This is a genomic window from Bacillota bacterium, assembly GCA_036504675.1.
Lineage (GTDB): Bacteria > Bacillota > Sulfobacillia > JAJYWN01 > JAJZPE01 > DASXUT01.
The window spans coordinates 1-20,370 of sequence record DASXUT010000054.1 but is presented as its reverse complement, the minus strand read 5'-3'; the positions used below and the strand labels follow the sequence as shown (position 1 = coordinate 20,370).

Below are 20,370 nucleotides of genomic sequence, written 5' to 3'. Positions count from 1 at the left end.
GTCGTACCACATTCTCAGGCCGCCCCCAATCGTCAGCATCTTGTCGGAAAGTTCTCCCAACGGTGCCCGCGCTCCTTCTGTGACTGGCGGACGAGCGCCCCGTGGATTTCCGGCCATTATTTGGCGAGCAGGGAAACTTCGAAAGCGGAAGAAACGTCTTAAAGAGGTATCTCGCCTTGAAAGGGGTTCTCGCTTGCGTCCGACCAAGGCTTGGGCTTTCGCCACCCTTATTTTAGTCGCATCAATCACCGTCCTGACTACCTTCGGTTGTTCCCGGCCGACCGGCGACCAGGCCGCTCCCGGTGCGACGGGTTCAATAGACGCCGTCTCGCCTCCGGCTAAGTCGCCGGCCTTCGCTTACTACCTGTGGGGCTCGACCGGTCAGTCGGGTGACGGCGACACGGCTCACGGTAGCGACCGCAACTCCCCGCTCTACAACAAGGTCATCGCCATCGACCCCGGCCACGGCGGCAATGACCCCGGCGCTCTGGGGCGTCACGGCGCATATGAGAAGGACCTCACCCTCGATATGGCCAACCGCCTCGAGACTCTTTTGCTCGCGGTCGGGGCCAGGCCGCTGATCATCCGTCCGACCGGTGAGGACGTGGCCATGTATGAGCGGCCGGCCATCGTCAATCAGGCCGGCGCCGACGTCAACGTCTCCATCCACTTGAACTGGTTCAAGGGCTCAAGCGTCCACGGGCTCGAGGTCTACTACTACCCGACCCACCCGAACAGCGCCGCCCTGGCTTCGTCGCTCCACGGCAGGCTTCTCAGCCAGCTGGGTCTGACCGATCGGGGGATCAGCTCCGACCAGGCCTACGTGGCCGTCCGTGAGACGACCGTACCCTCGGTCCTGCTCGAGGTGGGCTACCTCAGCAACCCGGGCGAAGAGGCGCTCTTGACCACCGAGGCCTTCCGGGCCAAGGTGGCGACGGCCATCCGCGACGGCCTCATCGACTACTTCTCCGGTCGGGGGACGGTCCAATGAGGGGTCCAGTGCGGCACTTGCGACAAACGAAGCGGAGGGGGCGATGGCCCAGAGTCCTCGGCTGTCTGGCCCTCATCGGCATCCTGGCGGCCTCCGGGATGATGGCCTGGCCGGTCGTGGCCGCGCGCCTGCGGGGTCCGGCCCCGCCGGAGGTGGCCCCGGGCGGGATCTTCCGCGGCGACCTCCGGCATACCGGGGTCTACCCGTCCGACCAGGTCCCCGGCGGCCCTCAGCCCCTCTGGGCCTTCACGACCGGCGCCCCGGTGTCGGCGAGCCCGGTCGTCGGAAACGGCCTCGTCTACGTCAGCAGCGGGGACAGCCTTCTCTACGCCCTCGACGCCTTCACCGGTAACGAGGTCTGGAAGGTCAAGGCGCCGGCGGGCGTCTTCGGCCCGCCGACCTTCGTCGGTGACACGATCTACGTCGGCTGCAGCGGCGGGGACCTGTTCGCCCTGAAGGCTGAGTCCGGGGAAACGGTTTGGCGGTTCACCAATCCGGCCGGGATCGTCTCGGCCCCGGCGGTCACCGAGAATGCGGTCTACGTCGGCAGCCGCGACGGCCGCCTCTACGCCCTCGACGCCAAGACCGGGTCGAAGAGGTGGAGCCTGGAGACCAAGGGGATGGTCCTCTCCTCCCCGGCCGTCTCCGGCGGGGTGGTCTTCGTCGGCAGCGGGGACGGCGGCCTCTATGCCGTCACCGCCAAGACCGGCAAGCTCAAGTGGCGTTTCCAGGCCGGCGGCGGGATCAGCTCATCGCCCGCTCTGAGCGCCCGGCTGGTCTACTTCGGGAGCCTTGACGGCCGCGTCTACGCGGTCAGCGTGACGACCGGCCGGGAACAGTGGCACTACGACACCGGGCAGATGTTCTTTGCCTCCCCCGCCGTCGACGACAAGACGGTCTACATCGGCGACACCTACGGCGACCTCTACGCCCTCGACGCCCGGTCCGGGACGGCCAAGTGGCGCTTCGACACCCACAACGCCATCTACTCCTCGCCGGCCCTGGCCGCGGGGACCCTCTTCTTCGGCGACTACCACGGGGACTTCTTCGCCCTCGACGCCCAGGCGGGCCAGGAACGCTGGCGCTACGAGACCAAAGAGGGGATCTTCTCTTCGCCGACCATCGTCGACGGGACCGTCTACTTTGGCGGCAATGACGGCAAGGTCTACGCGTTCAAGTAGGTCGTGAGCCTGACGGAAGGGCCGACGGATAGACCCGAAAGACGGACTTCAAAGAAACCGAAAGCGGGCTCGGTCAAAAGACCGGGCCCGCTCTGTTTGTGTGGTCGACGTAGACCTGCCGGACTCAGGGCACTGCGCCCATCAACAAGTTCAGGGCCGGCCGCCTCGGACCACCTTCAGCCGACCCTTGGGGCCAATCCCTCGGCCGACTCTTCCTGCTCATAGCGTTTCATCGTCACTTCAATCAGCCTTCTGAAGACCTCGGCCGAATCCCAGCCGACGGTCTCCGCCATCTTCCCGATGTAGCTCGAATGGAGGTGCTTCTGACGGCCGTCGAGGATCTGCAGGCCGGCGAAGGTGTTGATCTCCAGGACGTAAGGGATGTCGCGCTCGTGGTCGTAGATGAAGTCGACCCGGGCGAAGTCCCTGGCGCCCACGCTCATGAAGGCCAGCCTGGCCGTTTCCCGCAGCCGCTCCAGGATGTCCGGAGCCAGCCTGGGCGGGCAATGGAAGACCTCCCGGTCCTGCTTGTGCTCGAAGGTGTTGGTCTTCGACCCGTTGTACTCGATCTCCAGCGGAGGCAGCACGGTCAGGTCAAGACCGTTGCCGATCAGGCCGACGGTCACCTCCGTCCCGGAGATGTACTTCTCGACCAAGGCCCCCTGGTTCATGGTCGAGATGATCCGCCGGCAGGCCCGCTCCAGCTCTACACCGGCGTTAACGATGGACTCATCGGTGATTCCCGCGCTGCCTCGGCCGCGAGCCGGCTTGACGAAGAGGGGAAACGGCGGACGTTGGAACCCGTCGAGCTCGGACAGCTCATCGACCAGCATGAAGGTCGGAGTCGGGACGCTGTCTCTAATCCACAGCCGTTTGCGGGTGGCTTTGTCCATCACCACAAGGTCCAGCCCGGACCCCATGAACCTGATCCCGGCGAATTCGAGGACGGCCACCTCCTGCAGGGAGGAGGCGTTCACGACCAGGTCGTAGCCACCCTTTTTGAGCCGTTCGAGATCGTCCCGGAGACTCCGACTCCAGGTGATAATTTCGGTCTCATGACCGCAGGCTTCGATAGCCGCCGCATGATGCCTGGCCTCCTCGATCGAGTCGTCGGGCAACTCCCGCCCGGTGAATTTGGTCTGCCATTCAACGTTCCGGTGCGGCCGGTGCAGGACGCAGATCCGCAAGGTAGCCGTCCCTCCTGACTTCTTTGGCCGCCAATCCCGTCAGTCCCGCCAGGCGCGGGCCTTCGCCAAGCGGCATCCCTGATTCCGTTTGCATGGCCACGCAGGCCCCGTCGATCATCCTGGTGATCACCCGGCCGGCCGCCGCCGGGTTGCCCTTGAGCTGCGGAGCGTCAAGGTAGCCCAGGGTGACGGCGGTGACCAGGACGCCCGGGTCGGTCAGGGGGTCGCCCGCGCCGGTCGGCGCAAGGTCGGCGATGGCCCCGATCAGCCGAAGCGCCTCAACCCTGAGTTCCCGGCGGCGGCTGGCGACGACCGGGTCGGCCGCCGGGTCGGGCAGGCCGTCGAGGGTCGAGCGAATCACTCCGCGGGCAATTTTGCATGACTCAATGACGTCGTCGGCCGTGGCGATGTGGTCGGCCTCTGAGTAACCGACGACGTGGACGATGTTCGGTTTGAGAGCCATGCCGAGGCTGGTCGCGTGGGCCAGTTGCCCACGGGCCATGGCCAGGTCCGGTGGGAAACTGGAGAGGCCGGCCCGGACCTGACGGTAGACCCGGAAGTCCGGCCCGACAAGGGTCTCGATGAGGTCCATCTTCGCCAGCATCTTGGCCAGGTCCATCCGGGCGGAGGTACGAGGCGGGGTGTTCAGCATCAATTGAGCGATGTAGTCATGCGCCCCCAGCGCCCTGGCGTTGTAGGCGGCCAGGTAGGCGGCCGCAACGGCGATCGTGTCGGGAGCGTCCCGCAGACTCCAGTGATGGGCCTCGTTGACCTCCACCGGGATCCCGGCCTCGGCGTGCCAACGAATGGCCGCCTGGTTCTCGGCGATGGCTTCGCGGAGCCCCCTCGGGCTGCGCCCGTCGAGGACGTTGTACCAGAACAGGGGGACGGCCGCCCAAGCGTTGCCGATGGTCGAGGCGAGCAACCGGGCCATCCTCAAGAGGTCGCGGGTACCGCTGTAGCATCGCAGGAGGGGGTGGTTCCCGGCGTCAGCGGCGTCGCGGATGGCCAGGAGGTCGGCCGCCGAACGGATTGGGACCCCTCCCGCTCCGTCCTGAGCCGGGTCCTGCTCGCCAGGCCGAAAGAAGGAAGCCTGAGCATTCTGGTCCGGCCCCAGGGAGACGACATCAAGGACCTCGGCCTCGGCGATCTTTCTCACGCCGTCGATCGTCTCGGCCATGGTCGGCCGGCCGAAGTGATGGCGGAGCAGAGGGTATGGGCTCTTCCCCGCGATCCGGTCGAGGAGCCCCAGACCGGCCTGGGACGCCCCTTTCAGCCGGCTGCCCGCACCCGGCGGGAAACCGGGTCGTCCTCCGGTCGCGGCCGCCTTGAGGTAGGCGATCACCACGTCGAGGTCCTCCCGGCCGGAGAACACCGCCTCGAAGAACCCGCTGTCCCTGGCCAGGGCGGCCACGGTCGGCGTGCCACCCAGGAGCCACCGGCGGCGAGCCAGGTCGGGGTCGGCCCGGACGCGTTCCTGGAGTCGTCCGAGGAGTCTTCCGGCCGGGATCGGACCAAGACGATAGCTGACGGCCGCGAAATCGGCGTCCAGGCCGGCGACCGCTTCGCAGAATCGACCGACGGGAACGGCCGGGCCGAGGAAGACGGTCTTGAAGCCCTGCTCCTCGGCCAGCTGAAGGAAGCTGAGCACGCCGGCGACATGGACGCAATCCCCAATGGCGGCGGCGACGATGAGCTTACTCACGCAACCTCACTCCCCTCGGCGGCTCGGGCGGTGATCTCCTCGACCGAGGACCGATCGAGGCCCAATCGCTCAGCCGTGCGGCCAATGGCCAGGTAGTCGAGGCCATGTAGGATCGAGGCCAGCTCGATCAGGGAGCGGATGGCCGGGGTCGGCACCCCGGCCAGGTGGCCGAGGGAGGCCAGCGGCACCAGGCTGGTTGGGATGTCTTCAGTCAGGTAACGATGGTCGAGGGTGGTGGGCGCGGCAATCCCGGCGTAACCGGGGTTGGCCCGGAGGGCCGAGTAGATGTCGGGTTCCTGGATGCCGTAGGAGACCCTCATCCAGTCCAGGGCGGTCAGGTGCGGCACCCCCAGGGCGGAGGCGATTCGGCAGCGCTCGGTATCGACCGCCTGGATCATCCGGGCTACCGACGGGGTCACCCCGCGGTGATAGAACTCGAAATCGCCGGCGGCGTCCTCGATCCTCCCGGTGTTCAGGAGGACGATGGCCGGATGGAAGACCGCCCCGATGTTGCCCAGGCTCGTTTCCAAGACGCTGGAGGCGGGCGTAAAGCACCCGGGGTAAACCCGGTTCAAGAGGGCACCGACCTCCGAGTTGCGGGTCGCCGGTAGGGCCGCGAAGGTCACGTGCTTCTTGGCCCCATAGATGCGGGCATGGCCCGGCTCGGTCGTCCGGGCGGCGAAGAGGAAGGTCGAAGCCTCTGCCACAATCACGTCCGCCCGACATCCCACGGTCCTGAGGGTCGCCTGAAACTCCAGCGCTCCGCCTGTCCGTCCGGGGTTCAGGACGACGACCTGCCCGTCCCTGAGGAAGGGGGCCACCGCCTCGGCCACAGACCGGTGCCCGGTCGCCGGGACTACGACCATCAGCAATTGGGCTTGGTCGATGGCCGACGCCGGGTCGGTGGTGACCACTTCGGGGGCGACCAGGACGGCCTGCCCGCTTCCTTTCTGGAACTCGATGCCACCTTGCTGCAGAACGGACTCCAGTCTTTCACGGCTGCGGTTCCACAGCCGCACGCGGTGGCCGGACCGGGCGAGGTCGGCGGCCATGGCCAGGCCTCCGTGGCCGGCCCCAAGGACGGCGACGGTCACCGGTCGCTCCTCTGAGCGGCCAAAGAGCCGGCGGTCCCCAAGCCACTTCAGGACCCGGGGGATGATGGGTGGCAATCTAGTCACATCCATTCCTCCTTTGAATTTCGGGTCGGCCCGGGGCTTCGAGCGAGAAAAAGCGCCCCCCCGCGGCAAGATCGCGTGGGGGGGGCGCCAGAAGGGTGACAAAATCGTATAATTGCCCAAACCCTGGCCTATGGCCGGGAGGCAACGACAGCGAGACTGCCCTTCCAACGCTTACGAGGTTAGCTGACGGGTTCGGGCCGGCAGGCATGGCCCTACGCCAAAGGCGATTCACCCCAGATACGATGGTTCCCCCGCTCCCCGCCGTGGGCAACCACGGGGGGATTCAGCGATCTTTCATCACACTATGCTGCTTATGCCCAAAGTATAATGTTTGTTTCCGCGATTTGTCAAGGCTGGAATAGCAGCGCTAAGATTCCTTCAGTGTACAAGCCCGAAAATCGCCAAAACCGCCAAGGGTCGTCAAAATCAGCCATCGGTTGCCCTTGGCGCCCTGACCGGCCTTAGCGCTTCTCCAATAGGTAAGGTTCAGACGAGCACCATCCCCGCCCGCTCGCCCCATCCGTCCGGGGTCAGGGCCGGTCGGCCGTTGACGAAGACCCAGGAGATGCCCTCCGGCCGGGCGTGAGGCTTTTCGAAGGTGGCCGTGTCACGGATGCGCGCCGGGTCAAAGAGGACGAGGTCGGCGGCATACCCCTCGCGAATCAGCCCGCGGTCGTCGAACCCGAGTTTCGTGGCCGGGAGGAAGGTCATCTTGCGGACGGCCGCTTCCAGCGGCAGAAGCTTGAGGTCGCGAGCATAGCGGCCGAGGACCCGCGGGAAGGTCCCGAAGTTGCGGGGGTGCGGATGGCCGCGGCCGATCTTGCCGTCGTAGGGCAGGGCCGAGCCATCCGACCCGACCATGATGTCAGGCCTGGCGAGGCCCAGCCGGACGTCATCCTCGATCATGGCATGGCCGATGACCTCGACCCGCGGACCACCGGCCAGGAGGAGGTCGAAGAAGGCGTCGTAAGGGTCCTTCCCGTCAGCCTCGGCGATGGCCGCCAGGCTCTGGCCGTCCTTGCCCGGGTCCCCGGTCTCGTCGACAAAGAAGTCCCCCCAGTCCATCCCCCTGATCGACGAGGTCCAGGTCGGGGGGTGGCCTTCGTCCATGGCCCGGCGCATCCGGGCCCGACCCTCGGCGCTCCGCAGGACCGCCCGCCAATCGCCCTCCATCACCTCGGGGGGCAGGAAGGAATCGAGGCCGCTGTTGTAGGCGGTGTAGGGGTACTGGTCGCCGTCGACGGGGAGCCCCTCGGCCCTGGCCGCTTCGATCAGGCCCAGGGCCTCCGCCAGGCGGCCCCACATCAGGCGGCTCTCCGCCTTCAGGTGCGAGATCTCGGTGGAAACGCCGGCGCGGCGGCAGATGTCGATGGCTTCGGCCACCGCCTCCAGGAGGGCCTCGGCCTCGCTGCGGATATGCGTGCAGTACAGCTTACCCGCCGCCCCGGCGAGCCGGGCCAGCTCGACCAGCTCCTCGGTGGCGGCGTAGCAGCTGGGGTAATAGACCAGGCCCGAGGATAGCCCGGCCGCCCCTTCAGCGAGGGCCGCCTCGAGCATCGCCTTCATCCTGCGCAGTTCGCCGGCGTCCGGAGCCCGGGTGGCCAGGCCCATCACCTGCTGCCGGATGGTCCCGTGCCCGGCGAGGGCGGCGACGTTGATGGCCGGACGGGCCCCCTGCAAGCGCTGAAGGTACTCGCCGAAACCGCGCCAGGCCCACTCGACCCCGAGGCCGCGGGAGGCTTCGTCGCGCATCCTCTCGGCCGCGGGGCCGCCCTCCGGGCCGAGCCACGGGGCGGCCGACGAGCCGCAGTTGCCGACGACCGTCGTCGTCACCCCCTGGCCGAGCATGCTCTCGGCCTGTGGGTCGGCCAGGAGGGTCAGATCGGAATGGTTGTGGATGTCGATGAAGCCGGGGGCCAGGGCCAGTCCCGTGGCCTCGATGACCAGGGCGGCGGCCGACGAGGCGGATGGCGGCTGACCACCGTCACCCACCGTCTGGCGGATGAGGGCGACTCTCCCGCCCCTGAGGCCGACGTCGGCCCGGAAGGCCGGCCCCCCTGAGCCGTCGATGACCGCCGGGCCGTGGATGAGGGTATCGTACGTTGGGATCACCTCCAGGCAATTGGTGCCGGGCCTCGACTCGGGCGTTTTCCCGAGCCTCAGGCCTTGCGCGGGTCCAGGGCATCCCGCAGGGCGTCGCCGCAGAGGTTGAAGCCCAGAACGACGAGCATGATCGCCACCCCCGGAACGACGGTCAGCCAGGGCGCCCGATAGATGTAGTTGCGGCCGGAACTCAACATGGCGCCCCAACTGGGAGCCGGCGGCTGGGCACCCAGGCCGAGATAACTGAGGGCCGATTCGACCAGGATGGCCGAGGCCATGCCCAGGGTGGCCAGGACGATGATCGGCGAGATGGCGTTGGGCGCGATGTGTCTGACCAGCACCCGGAAATCGGTCAGCCCCTGGGACCTGGCGGCCTCGACGAATTCCTTTTCGCGGATCGACAAGACCTGAGCCCGCATCATCCGGCAATATGCCGGCCAGGTCACCAGCCCGAGGGCGATCATCGCGCTGGTCAGGCCGGGGCGGAGGACGGCGACGAGACCGATGGCCAGGAGGATCGTCGGGAAGGACCAGACCACGTCGACCAGGCCCATGATGGTCAGGCCGAGCCAACCACCCCGGTAGCCGGCGACCGCCCCCAGGACCGTCCCGAGAGAGGCGCCGATACCGACGGCGATGGCCCCGACAAGAAGGGAAATCCTCGTCCCGTAGATGATTCGGCTGAGGATGTCGCGGCCGAACTCATCGGTCCCCAGGAGGTGCTCACGACTGGGCGGCTCCAGCACCTCGTTAAGGTTCTGGACTCGGTAGCCGTAGGGGGCCAGCCACGGCGCCAGGGCCGCCACGGCCAGGAAGATCAGGACGACGGCGATCCCGACGCGGGCGGCCGTGCGGTTGGTGAAGCGCCTCCATTTGGCCAAGGCTCGTAACCCCCCCTGGGCGCGCTACTGCAAACGGATCCTGGGGTCCAGGAAGACGTAGGCGATGTCGGCCAATAGGTTGCACAGGGCCACCGAGACGGCCAGGAACAAGAGGCACCCCTGGACGACCGGGTAGTCGCGGGACAGGATGCCGTGGATCATCAGGCGCCCCATGCCCGGGCGGCCGAAGACTTCCTCCATGATCACCGCCCCACCGATGAGGTAGCCGAGGTCCAGGCCGATCAGGGTGACCACCGGCAGGAGGGCGTTTCTGAGGGCGTGGCGATAGATGACCACCCGCTCGGTGAGACCCTTGGCCCTGGCGGTCCGGATGAAGTCCTGGCGGATGACCTCCAGCATGCTTGATCTCGTTGTCCGGGCGGTGAGGGCGGCGTCGGCGAAGCCCATGGCCAGGGCCGGCATGATCAGGTACTTGAGGCCCCCATACCCAGATGGAGGCAGCCAATGCAACTCCACGGCCACCAGGAGGATCAAGAGCTGGCCGAGCCAGAACCCGGGCACGGAAACGCCCAACAGGGCCCCGACCATGGTCACCTGGTCGGTGGCCGACCCGGCCCGGGCGGCCGAGACCACCCCGGAGACGACCCCCACCGTGACGGCCAGACCCATCGCCGCCACGCCCAACTCGAGGGTGACCGGGATGGCCCGAGCCAGCAGTTCGGCCACCGGTCGGCGCATCTGGATGGACATGCCGAGGTCGCCCTTGAGGACATTGCCAAGGAAGCTGAAGTACTGGGTCAGGAGCGGACGGTCAAGCCCCCAGGCATGCTTGACCCGCTCGTAGATCTCGGGCGGGGCCCGTTCCCCGACCAGGAGGAGGACGGGGTCCCCGGGGGCCAGGTGGATGATGAGGAAGACCACCACCGTGACCCCCAGGACCACCGGGACCATCAGCAGGATTCGGCGGATCAGGTAGGCTCTCATCGGCTACTTGACGTTCTTCTTCATCCAAAGATCGAAGATAACGACGTTACCGCCGCCGGGGAAGGGCTTGAACCCGCCGACCAGGTCGGTCCGCACGGCCGTGATGGCCATGGGATACCAGAGCGGGCTCCAGACCGATTGCTCGATGAGGTACTTCTGGAGTTCGACGTACTTCTGGGCCCGCAACTCCGGCGTGATGGCGCTCTCGGCCGCGTCGATGAGTTCGTCGGTCTTCCTGTCGGCCCAGCGTGAGTGACCAGGGTACGGGACCTGCCGGCTGTAAAGGAACCATTGCAGGATGTCGGCATTGTCCCATTCATACTGACGCATGAACAGTTCCTGCTTGCCCGCCTTCAGGAAGTCCTTGTAGCCGGCCTCATCGTACTGGACGATCTCGGTCTTGATCCCGATCGCCTCGAGCATCGGCTGGATGGCCTGGGCCACCCGGACGTGCTCGGTGCGGTTCTGGGTGGCCAGGGTGGCCTTGAACCCGTTGGGGTAACCGGCCTCGGTCATCAGCTTCTTGGCCGCGGCGACGTCATACCTGATGGCCGCGGTGTCCTGATAGGCTTCGGGGGTCCTGGGCGGCAGGTAACCGTAGGCCGCCTGAGCCAGCCCGAAGAAGACCGACTTGACCAGGGCCTCGCGGTCGACGGCCAGGTTGACAGCCTGGCGGACCTTCGGGTCGTTGAAGGGTTTCTTATCGGTGGCGAAGGCCAGGTAACCCAAGCCGAAGGCGGGCTCCTTGAAGACTTCGACGTTGGGGATCTTCGCCACCCGGTCGTAATGCTCGACCGGGACGTTGGCCAGGATTTGAACGTTGCCCGTCTCGAGCTCGGCCAGGCGGGTGGCGGCGTCGGGGATGGTCTTGAAGGTCACCGTATCCACCCAGACCGGGCCCTTGTTGGCGACAAATAGCGGGCCCCACCGGTAGTCGGGGTTGCGCTCGAAGACGACCTTGTCACCGGGGATCCACTCCTTGAGCTTGAGGGGCCCGGTCCCGATGGCGATCTTCGTGCCGTACTCCTTGGTCCCGTCCGGGCCGTACTTGGCGTAGGCGTCGGGGTTCATGATCGAGCCATAGCTGTTGCTCGTCTTGCCAAAGAGATTGGGGAAAGGACTGTCGAGGTGGAAGACGATGGTGTTGTCGTCGGGGGTATCCATGCTCTTGATCCAGGTCCAGTCGAGGGCGTTGGCGGCGGCGGTCTTGGGGTCGAGCATGACTTCATAGTAGCGCTTGACGTCCTTGGAAGTGAAGGGAGTGCCGTCGTGCCACTTGGTCCCCTTCCTCAGGTGGAAGGTCCAGGTCTTGCCGTCGGGTGTGCTCTCCCACGATTCGGCCAGGCTTCCGACGACTTTGTAGTCCCAGTCGCGGGTGGTCAAAGACTCGTAGACATACTCCTGTCCGGACCCCCAGGTCATCTGGTAGATGTCGAAGGTGTCGGTCTCCCGGTCAAAACCCATCGTCAGGTTGCCGCCCTTCTTGGGCTTCTCCGACCCCGGGCCGGCCGCCTGTTTGCCGGCGCACCCGAAGGATAGGGTCAGGACGAAGAGGGCGGACAACAAGCCGACGACAATCAGGCGGAGGCGCCGGTTCCGAAAGAGGCTCACGCTATCCCCTCCATTGACGACCATTGTGACTTGATGAGAATGACCGCGACAATAGGAAAACCAGCCCTGGCGACCTGTCCCCTCACCCCCTGTCCCAGTCCCAATGGCGGATATGGAAAAGCCAGGAGTCCGAGCGAGTGTCGTCAGAGCTGGTTATGGACTACGTTTGGATAGAAAAAAAGCCCTGCCACTACCTGGGTGGTCACAGGGTTCGCCGCCGGAAGGGCAATTCCTGCCGGTCAATCGCTGAATATTTTCCTAAATTGGGCAGCTATCGGAGGCGAGACCGGGTCTTACTTAACAAGAAAGAACCACCCCAGGGGATGGCCGCCGCTCAGCCGATCAGCTTCCGGGGGGCTCGAAGCGGGCGGTGACATAAAGGCGGCGGCCAAAGCCTGGGCCGGGGACGAGGTCTGCGGGAGATGGGGCGGGACTCAAGACTCGAGACCGCCGCCAGCGCAAGGCTCCCAACACGGGTACTGACCGCTTGGTACTGGTTCATCACAGGTCACACACCGCCGGAAGCTCGGTGAGGACGGGAGGGTCGGAGACGTAGTCCGATCCTGGGAAGTCCGTCTCGATCACGATCAGTTGGCCTCCGGGGTACGCGCCGTTGTTGGTGACCTTGTAGTCGTCATGGTTGTGGGCGATGTGGAACTGCGGGAAGCTGCGGTTCTTCGCCAGAACAGAACCGTAGTTCCAGACCGCCCAGTTGTATGGCGGAATGAACGACCCCCGACCGAGGCCGCCGGCGAGGACGATGTTCGCCCAGAGGTCGGTCGCTCCGGGGAACGGTGGGATGAACGTCCCGGTGGCGATGGACTGGGCTGTCGCCTGGGCCACCTGCTGGGTAAGGGGCGGGAGCCCCCCTTGGCCGCAGAACACATACCCAGCATAGGTCGGCCTCTTGTCGTCGGCCGTGAACAGCAGGTCGTAGCTTTCCCCGGAACCCACCAGGGTCGTGAAGTTCATCATGTGGGCCGGGTTCGTCATGTCGGCGATCATCGGGTGGGTGTCCTTGCCGACAATCACGGCGTGCCATCCGTGGACATGGAAGGGTACGGGCTGATAACCCAGGTTGGAGAGGCGGAGAAGGAACTTGTCAGGCGGTTTGCCGATCCTCGAATTCCCGGTGCTGACCTTGACGAAAGCGTCATAGCCGGCGGGAATCGAGTACCCGAAATCCGGCACCAGCGAAGCCGGCAACACCGTCGGCAGCATGGTATCGGGGAAGGCCCGCCCCAGTAATCGGGTTTGTAGTCGACCGGGTTGAAGGGCGCGTCGGTCAGCACTGCGTCGTGCCAGCGCGAGTCGACGTCCGACAGAAGCACGACCCAATCGCTGTTGAAGAACGTATTGATGTCATCGTAGGCGAAATTCCGGTTGGTCGCCGTCACCGGGATTTGGGGCTGGAAGACGAGGTTGTGGTACCATCTGCCGGTTTTTGAGCTCTGATAAATCCCGACCGCCGCGAGGCTTTCGACTGATGGATAGACGTTCAGCGCTCCGTACATTCCCATCTGCACGTGCTCGGACGCTTCCTGATGGCAGTGGTAGAAGAAGGTTCCGGGGTGGTCTGGTTTGAAGAGGTAGGTCACGCTGATCGCCGGTGTGCCGGGGAGGGTGACCGGCACGCCCCAGGACGTCTCCGGAACGCCGTCGACCTGGGTCAGGACGTGACCACCATGGACGTGGACCGTATGCACGTCGAAGATCGGCATCTGAGATTGGAGCATCCCCAGGTTCGTGAGGATGATCTAGAGCTCGTCATCCACATCCATGTCTATTCGCGGCGACGGGGTCACGGCCGTCCCTCGAAGCCTCGACAGATTTGCCTGATCGGCCGGGTCAAAGGCCGGATTCACGATCACCTCGGGGCCGAGGGGCCAACCCCACGAGTCGATGTCCTGGGTCTTGAACAGGCCACCCTTAAACCCCCAGACGTACTCGCGCCTTCGTGGGGCAGTCCCGGTCGGGTCGGTCGGAAGATTCTCGAAGCCATCCGTGACAAACAGACTGAAGAACAATCGTTTCGGCACTTCCTGATCCCTCCTCAGTTAGCTGGCCTTTCCAGGCCGCCTAGCCCACCATATGCAGTGGCCTTCTGAGGAGTGCAAGTGGGTGAGGGCCTCAGGGACCCAGGACCTCGATGTACCCAACCGTGCCGGCGTCCCCGGTGATCACCCGGACACGCGAGCCCGGCTTCAGTTCCAGCAGCCCCAGGCTCCGCGAGTGGCCGTAAATGGACGGGTTGAGGGCCATGGTGAGGACCGTGTCCGCCGAGGCCGGCGATGAGCCCGCCGCGCCCTCGACCGGCGCGTCCAGCCGCAGGTGGAGCACCCCAGGATCCCCGGGGTCGACCCGGGTCAGGAGCCCCTCCAACTCCATGTCGTCGATGGCCGTACGGGTGCGGTCGTCGACCCGACCGGCCAAGGCGGCCATCTCACTCCGTCTGACCGGGTCGTTGGGCCGGACGGTGTTGTCGTTGTAGCCGGTGATGATCCCGTTCCGCAGGGCGTAGACGAGATAGCCGCGGGCCCAGGCGGCAATGGACGAAGCGTCACTGTAGGGGAGCTGATCGTTCGCCCGGCTCTTGGCCTCGGCTTCGAGACCGAGGACGCGGTCGACCATGGTCACCGCCTCGTCCCGGCGGATCTGGAGATCCGGGCGGAAGGTGCGATCGGCGAAGCCCTTGATCACGCCCTTGAAGTTCATCCGCTCGATCAAGGCCTTGGCCCACGTGTTGATGTCGGTGAGCCCGGCGACGCGGACCGCGGGCCGGTCGCCGCCATCGGTCCAGGTGTAGCCGGGGTCGGAGACAAGGCCTAAGCCCGCCGCGGCGGCCGCATTGGCCGGCTCGACAGCCGTGATCCTCTGGAACTCCTTCAGCGCCTCGCGCCGCCGGGAGGCCTGCGCGAAGGCCTGGCCGACGAGGATGTCGGCGGCCGACCCGGCCACGGGTTTCAGGGTCTGTCCGGCCGCGTCGGCGAGGAGGTAGTTGCGGGTGGCGGAGATGGTCGACAGGACGGCGCCCGCGGCCGCGTCGAGGACCTCTTTGTCGCCCTGGGCGGAGGCCACGGTGAGGGCATCCAGACGGCACCGGCCCGCCCAGAAGTCATCCTCGGCCGCGGCGGCCTGGTCGGCGCCCTGCAGAAGTGTCGCCGCGCTGGTCCCGCTGGTCGTCGCCCCCGCTCCCACCCCCGCCCCGCCGGATCCCACCTTGACCACCACCGACCAGCGGACCGTCAGCGTCTGAGCCCCGGCCGGACCGTCGGCGATGCTGATGAGATAGGTGTCGTCATTGGCGCCATTGAGGTAAACGCCGCCCGAGAACGAGCCGTCGGCCGAGCGCGAGGCAGTCACATATTGGAGCCTGGTTCCCGCAGCGTTGTAGACAAACAGCCCGACCTTCTCATTGGCGGACGTGCCGGTCAGGGTGAGCTGACGCGTCGTCGAGTAGGCGGCCCCGGCCGTCACCGGAAGCGACTGGCCGGCCGGCACGGTGACCGGGGTCCAGGGATCTGACGGCTGGTCGAGGACGACCGTGGTGTCCGAGCGGGTGGCGGTCGAGCCCGGCACCGGGTCATAGGTGAGACGGTAGACCCCATCCCCGGCGGCGAGGTTCAGCCCGAGCGTCGTAGTGGCCGCCGCGCCCGGCAGTGATAGATCATACACAGCGAGGGCCTCAGTCGGCTCGGTCAGCTTCCGGACATAGACCTTGCTCCCGGCGTAAGGGCCGGTGAGGGTCAGGCGGGGATCGTCCGTCCAGGCGATGCGCGCCTGCGGGGAGGCGGCGCCCGTCACTCGCCGCTCAGCGAAGGCCCCGCCGCGGGCGATGACGTAAACGACCCGCGACAGCGTAGTGCCTCCGGCATCGGCGTTAACGACCAACCGGTAAACCCCGGGCCCTTCGGTGAGCCGAAGTTCGTCCAGAAAGAGCCCATTGGCCAGGGGAAGCCCGTTCCCGACCTGAACCTGGGATTGCCCCCTGTAGAGCCAGTAGCTCACCTTCCCACCGCCGCCAGGTCGATCAGAGCGGCGGTGGAGGCCGGCGTGAGGATGTCGGCCGGCGCGGCGCCCCATACCCCTTGCAGGTAGGCGCGGTCGCTGACGCTCCAGCTGTAGTAGGGCGCGTCGGCGAGGTAGGGGACGGAGATGACTTCCGTCGGGGTCGGGCCGAAGTCGGGGGCGGCGGCGGCGACCCGGCCGTTGAAGCCGGGGGTCAGGACGATGGTGAGGGCCAGAACCAGAACCAGACAGGAAAGGATGGCCCGCGGCGCGCGAGGCCTTGATTGGTACCTTCTCAGCATGTGGTGTGCGCTCCCTTGCCGGAGCTTCCGGTTGAAGGCGGGCGATGAAGCGGCCAAGAGCCGCCATCGGGAGCCCCTTCGACGGCCGACCGGTGGGAGCCTTTTTGCCCTGCTAAAGCGGGGGGCGGTCGGCCGGGTGTCGCGGGTCCACGCGGGAGGGACGCAGGCGAAAACCCGACCGGGTGTGACTCGGTCGGGTTCGCTGTCAGCCCCGGCTCCATATCGATAGGCGGCTAGTTGAGTTAGCCGATCAGCTGCCCGCCCAGGGGCTCGAAGCGGGCGGTGAAGAAGCGGAGCACCGGGGCTTCGTAGACGAACTTGAGTCCGTGGATTTGGTCTCGGACCTCATAGAGGTTGATGACCGAGTCGGCGACGACGTCCATGTGCCGATCGGTGTACACCCGACGGGGGATGGTCAGGCGGACCAACTCCAGCTTGGGGACGTGCTCGTGGCCGCTCTCGTCGCGGCCGGCGGAGACGATGCCGCGCTCCATCGCCCGGACGCCCCCCTCGATGTAGAGGGCGGCAGCCAAAGCCTGGGCCGGGTACGAGGTCTGCGGGATATGCGGCAGGAAACGCTTGGCGTCGAGATAGACGGCATGCCCGCCGATGGGCTCCATGATCGGGACGCCCGCCTCGAGGAGCTGGTTGCCCAGATACTGGACCTGCTCGACGCGATAGGCGATGTAGTCGTCGTCGACCATCTCGTGGATGCCCCGGGCCATGGCCTCCATGTCCCGACCGGCCAGCCCGCCGTAGTGCGGGAACCCCTCGTATAGGACGAGCAGCGAGGCGGCCTTCTGCCAGAGGCTGTAGTCGTTCATGGCCAGGAAGCCGCCGATGTTGACCAGGTTGTCCTTCTTGCCGCTCATCGTGCAGCCGTCGCTGTAGGACATCATCTCTCTGAGGATGGCGGCGACGGCCTTGTCTTTGTACCCTTCCTCGCGCTGCTGGATGAAGTAGGCGTTCTCGACCGCCCGGGTGGCGTCGAAGAAGAGCTTGACGCCGTGGCGGTGGCACAGCTCGCGAGTGGCCCTGAGGTTGGCCATCGAGACCGGCTGACCCCCGGCCATGTTCACCGTCACGGCCACACTCACGTAGGGGATCTTGTCCGGCCCGACCTTCTCGATCAGGTTCTCCAGCTTGGTCAGGTCGACGTCCCCCTTGAAGGGGAGGCGGGCGGTCGGGTCGTGGGCCTCGTCGACGATCACGTCGACGAAGGTCGCCCCGTTCTTCTCCTGGTGGGCGCGGGTGGTCGTAAAGTACATGTTGCCCGGGATGTAGGTCCCCGGGGTGATCAGGATCTGGGAGAGGATGTTCTCGGCCCCCCGGCCCTGGTGGGTCGGAACCATGTACTTGAAGCCGTAAACCTCCCGGACGGCCTGTTCGAGGTGGAAGAAGTTCTTCGACCCGGCATAGGCCTCGTCCCCGATCATCAGGCCGGCCCACTGGTTATCCGACATGGCCGAGGTCCCGCTGTCGGTGAGCAAGTCGATGTAGACGTCTTCCGACTTCAGGAGGAAGGTGTTGTACCCCGCCTCGGCGATGGCCTTCTCACGCTGGGGCCCGGTGGTCATCTTAATCGGTTCGACGGCCTTGATCTTGAATGGTTCCGCCTTGCGACGCTCTCTGGGCATCCTTGAAAGCCTCCTTGAATGAGGTTTCGGGCTTGGCCAGGAGTGGGGCCGGTCGGTCGCCTCTCTCGCCCACCAAGGCTTATTATACCGCTTTCCCTGGGGTCGGGGGTAGGGCCTTCGGGGCGAGGCGGCAAGCGGGGTTGACGTCCCGCATGACGGAGCGGTCTTCGACACACAATAGTCGCCAGCCGGGCAACTCACCGCTCGGCCCCCGGACTGTCGCCGAGTCCCGACGTAGCCTGTCCGCCGCCAAGACGCAGGAGGCCGAGGCCCGTGCCCCAGCAGCGCCAACCCAGGAAGCCCGTCCCCGTGAAGCCCGTCAAACCTCGCCCGGCGAGAGAGTTCTTGCCGGGCGAGACTGCTTGGTCCGGGGGGTCTGGGGGGAGGGGTGGCCGGAGTGGGGACCAGACCTCGTCAGGCCAGGCCCACGGGGCCAAGACCGATCAGGAAGCCAGCACCGAGCTGAACCCCGCCGGGGGCTGGGCCAAGAGCAAGGGCCCGGCGGCCAAACGGGGCCCCATCCCGCCCATCCGGTTGACCGACTCCCTGGACGACAACGTCAAGGCCATCAAGGATCAACTGGCCCCCTCCGACGACCTGCATACCCGGGATATCCAGACGCCCCTGAGCCCCTCTGGCCGAGCGGTCCTGATCTACTTCCACCCGCTCGTGGACATCGTCCGGGTCGAGAACAGCATCGTCGCCCCCCTCAACCTCATCCCCCGTGAATACACCCAACCACCAGGCCCTCCGAAGGGTCTGGAGACCCTGTTGAGGGGGGCGATTGCCTCCCTCATCTACAAAGTGGTCGACGATGTGGCCTCGGTCGCCCGCGAGATGGCCGTTGGCTCGGTCATCCTCCTCGTCGACGGATTCCCCCAGGCGGCGGCGATGCTGGTCGACGCCTGGCCGTCCCGGCAGGTCCAGGAACCGCCGTCGGAGACGACCATCCGCGGCCCGCACGAAGGCTTCACCGAATCGCTGGAGGACAACATCGCCCTGGTCCGGCGGCGAATCAAGGACCCGAGGTTGGCCCTCCAGCTGCTCGAGGTCGGGCGGCGCTCGAGGAGCCGGGTGGCCGTCATGTACGTGGCCGACCTGGTCCGCCCCGAGCTGATCAGGGAGGTCCTGAGCCGGCTGGGCAAGGTCAACTACGGGCAGTCCGTCGACGCGTCCTTTGTGACCGAGATGATCGGGCCCCATCGCTGGACCGTCTTCCCCAGGTACATGGTGTCGGGGCGGCCGGACCGGGTCGCGGCCGGCCTCCAGGACGGCCGGGTGGCCATCCTGGTCGAGGGGGATCCCGAAGCGATCCTCATCCCCAGCCTGTTCATGGAGTTCTTCACCACCCCCGACGACTACTACTTCGCCGCCCCGGTGGCCTCGTTCCTCAGGTTCATGCGGATCCTCGGGGCGCTGATCGTCCTCTTCCTACCGGCCATTTACATCTCCGTGGCCGCCTACAACCCCGACGTCATGCGGGTTGAGTTGGCCCTGGTCATCGCCGGAACCCGCGAGGGGGTGCCCCTCTCGGTGGTTATCGAGGTCCTCGTCATGGAGATCTTCCTGGAGATGTTTCAGGAGGCCACCGTCCGTTTGCCGAGCCGGGTGGGCACGGCGGCCACGGTCGTCGGCGGCCTGATCATCGGCCAGGCGGCCGCCCAGGCCCGCCTGATCTCCAACATCATGGTCATCATCGTCGCCGTGACGGCCATCGGCTCGTTCACCACCCCCAGCTACGACATGGCCCTGGCGGTCCGCCTGACTCGTTGGGTGATGATCGCCGCGGCGACGATCTTCGGGCTTTATGGCGTCACGCTGGCCGCCTTTCTACTGGTAATCTATCTGAACTCGACGGAGTCCTTCGGCGTGCCATATCTGGCCCCGTATTCGCCGCTGCAACCTGGTGGACTGGCTTCCGACTCGGTCATCCGAAAACCCTGGTGGAAGTCCTGGCTCCGTCCGAAAGCCTTTGCTCCGCGCGGCCGGCGGCGCGGTGCCCCCAAGAGCGACGAGGGTGGGGAATGGTGAAACGGTTCGGGGCGAGGAAACGGTGGGCCATGGTCGGGCTGGCGGCCGCCCTGGCCCTGTGCCTGCTGGCCGGCGGTTGCTGGGACTATTCAGAGATCGACCAACGCGCCTTCGCCATCATGATCGGCTTCGACAAGACCCCCGAGGGTAAGTATCAGGCGAGCGCCGAGATAGCCGTCACCCGTTTCCTCCGCGGGGCCAGCGGCGGCGCCGGTGGCGGCGGCGGGGGGGCTACCAAACCGCCGTTCCGCATCGTCACCGCCGTTGGGGATACTCCTCAGCAGGCGATTGAGGGGATCCGTAGCGCTCTCTTCAGGGATTTGGACCTTGGTCACGTCAAGGTGGTCGTCTTCGGGGAGGACGCCGCCGGCGATGGACTCAAGCAGTTCGATTGGGTCGGACGGTCCTTCCGCGTACCCAATACGGCCTTCCTGGCCGTGGCTCACGGCCGGGCCGAGGACTCCGTCAAGGCCGACACGCCGGCTGAAGAACTCCCCGGCCTGTTCCTCTACCACGCCTTCTCGCGGAAGTACAACCGTAGCCCGGACATCATCCCCGTTTTCCTCTGGGAAGGCCTCGTGAAGCTGTATCAAGAGACCTACCAGGATGT

At 66.3% G+C, this 20,370-nt stretch carries 17 protein-coding genes and 1 riboswitch; of the genes, 4 read left to right on the top strand and 13 right to left on the bottom strand.

Going from position 1 to position 20,370, the window contains the following annotated elements; translation table 11 throughout:
- The first annotated feature begins 193 nt into the window (after positions 1-193).
- On the top strand, positions 194-991 hold the full coding sequence (locus tag VGL40_04210; protein ID HEY3314468.1) for an N-acetylmuramoyl-L-alanine amidase: 798 nt from the start codon (positions 194-196) through the stop codon (positions 989-991).
- A 17-nt stretch (positions 992-1,008) separates the two neighbouring features.
- The gene (locus VGL40_04205; protein ID HEY3314467.1) at positions 1,009-2,172 is read left to right on the top strand and encodes a PQQ-binding-like beta-propeller repeat protein; all 1,164 of its coding nucleotides are present in this window, start codon (positions 1,009-1,011) and stop codon (positions 2,170-2,172) included.
- Positions 2,173-2,348: 176 nt separating this feature from the next.
- Here VGL40_04205 and VGL40_04200 read toward each other — a convergent pair whose 3' ends face one another.
- The 13 genes from VGL40_04200 to VGL40_04140 form a co-directional block, all read right to left on the bottom strand.
- Positions 2,349-3,359, bottom strand: coding sequence for an ATP-grasp domain-containing protein (locus VGL40_04200; protein HEY3314466.1), 1,011 nt, complete (start codon positions 3,357-3,359; stop codon positions 2,349-2,351).
- Entirely contained in the window at positions 3,319-5,064 is a 1,746-nt protein-coding gene (locus VGL40_04195) for a methionine synthase (protein ID HEY3314465.1), read from the bottom strand. Before VGL40_04195 ends, VGL40_04200 begins: the two co-directional genes overlap by 41 nt.
- Positions 5,061-6,242 carry an NAD/NADP octopine/nopaline dehydrogenase family protein gene (locus tag VGL40_04190; GenBank protein ID HEY3314464.1) on the bottom strand — a complete coding sequence of 394 codons (1,182 nt, stop codon included), beginning with the start codon at positions 6,240-6,242 and terminating at the stop codon, positions 5,061-5,063. Before VGL40_04190 ends, VGL40_04195 begins: the two co-directional genes overlap by 4 nt.
- A gap of 153 nt (positions 6,243-6,395) precedes the next feature.
- Positions 6,396-6,541, bottom strand: a riboswitch (cyclic di-AMP (ydaO/yuaA leader).
- 187 nt (positions 6,542-6,728) lie between these two features.
- The gene (locus tag VGL40_04185; protein HEY3314463.1) at positions 6,729-8,354 is read right to left on the bottom strand and encodes a D-aminoacylase; all 1,626 of its coding nucleotides are present in this window, start codon (positions 8,352-8,354) and stop codon (positions 6,729-6,731) included.
- Between the two features lie 47 nt (positions 8,355-8,401).
- A complete protein-coding gene (locus tag VGL40_04180) occupies positions 8,402-9,226 on the bottom strand; it encodes an ABC transporter permease (protein HEY3314462.1) in 825 nt (274 codons plus the stop codon).
- A gap of 24 nt (positions 9,227-9,250) precedes the next feature.
- A complete protein-coding gene (locus VGL40_04175; protein ID HEY3314461.1) occupies positions 9,251-10,171 on the bottom strand; it encodes an ABC transporter permease in 921 nt (306 codons plus the stop codon).
- 3 nt (positions 10,172-10,174) lie between these two features.
- The gene (locus VGL40_04170) at positions 10,175-11,782 is read right to left on the bottom strand and encodes an ABC transporter substrate-binding protein (GenBank protein HEY3314460.1); all 1,608 of its coding nucleotides are present in this window, start codon (positions 11,780-11,782) and stop codon (positions 10,175-10,177) included.
- A gap of 501 nt (positions 11,783-12,283) precedes the next feature.
- Positions 12,284-12,814, bottom strand: a complete 531-nt coding sequence (locus tag VGL40_04165) for a hypothetical protein (protein HEY3314459.1) — start codon at positions 12,812-12,814, stop codon at positions 12,284-12,286.
- Positions 12,811-13,503 carry a multicopper oxidase domain-containing protein gene (locus tag VGL40_04160; GenBank protein ID HEY3314458.1) on the bottom strand — a complete coding sequence of 231 codons (693 nt, stop codon included), beginning with the start codon at positions 13,501-13,503 and terminating at the stop codon, positions 12,811-12,813. Before VGL40_04160 ends, VGL40_04165 begins: the two co-directional genes overlap by 4 nt.
- Before the next feature lie 36 nt (positions 13,504-13,539).
- A complete protein-coding gene (locus VGL40_04155; GenBank protein HEY3314457.1) occupies positions 13,540-13,821 on the bottom strand; it encodes a hypothetical protein in 282 nt (93 codons plus the stop codon).
- 91 nt (positions 13,822-13,912) lie between these two features.
- A complete protein-coding gene (locus VGL40_04150) occupies positions 13,913-15,790 on the bottom strand; it encodes an S-layer homology domain-containing protein (GenBank protein HEY3314456.1) in 1,878 nt (625 codons plus the stop codon).
- The gene (locus tag VGL40_04145) at positions 15,787-16,092 is read right to left on the bottom strand and encodes a hypothetical protein (protein HEY3314455.1); all 306 of its coding nucleotides are present in this window, start codon (positions 16,090-16,092) and stop codon (positions 15,787-15,789) included. The genes VGL40_04150 and VGL40_04145 overlap by 4 nt, the downstream gene beginning before the upstream one ends.
- Positions 16,093-16,334: 242 nt before the next feature.
- Complete coding sequence (locus VGL40_04140) at positions 16,335-17,729, bottom strand: tyrosine phenol-lyase (GenBank protein HEY3314454.1); 1,395 nt, start codon at positions 17,727-17,729, stop codon at positions 16,335-16,337.
- 309 nt (positions 17,730-18,038) lie between these two features.
- Between VGL40_04140 and VGL40_04135 the strand changes: the two genes are divergently transcribed.
- The gene (locus tag VGL40_04135; GenBank protein HEY3314453.1) at positions 18,039-19,760 is read left to right on the top strand and encodes a spore germination protein; all 1,722 of its coding nucleotides are present in this window, start codon (positions 18,039-18,041) and stop codon (positions 19,758-19,760) included.
- On the top strand, positions 19,754-20,370 hold a 617-nt coding region (locus VGL40_04130), incomplete at its 3' end, for a hypothetical protein (GenBank protein HEY3314452.1). The genes VGL40_04135 and VGL40_04130, both read left to right, overlap by 7 nt.

Excerpts from the sequence above, each read along its gene's own strand:
- VGL40_04160 (HEY3314458.1), bottom strand. The coding sequence starts at position 13,503 with ATGCCGATCTTCGACGTGCATACGGTCCACGTCCATGGTGGTCACGTC.
- VGL40_04140 (HEY3314454.1), bottom strand. The coding sequence starts at position 17,729 with ATGCCCAGAGAGCGTCGCAAGGCGGAACCATTCAAGATCAAGGCCGTC.
- VGL40_04175 (HEY3314461.1), bottom strand. The coding sequence starts at position 10,171 with ATGAGAGCCTACCTGATCCGCCGAATCCTGCTGATGGTCCCGGTGGTC.
- VGL40_04145 (HEY3314455.1), bottom strand. The coding sequence starts at position 16,092 with ATGCTGAGAAGGTACCAATCAAGGCCTCGCGCGCCGCGGGCCATCCTT.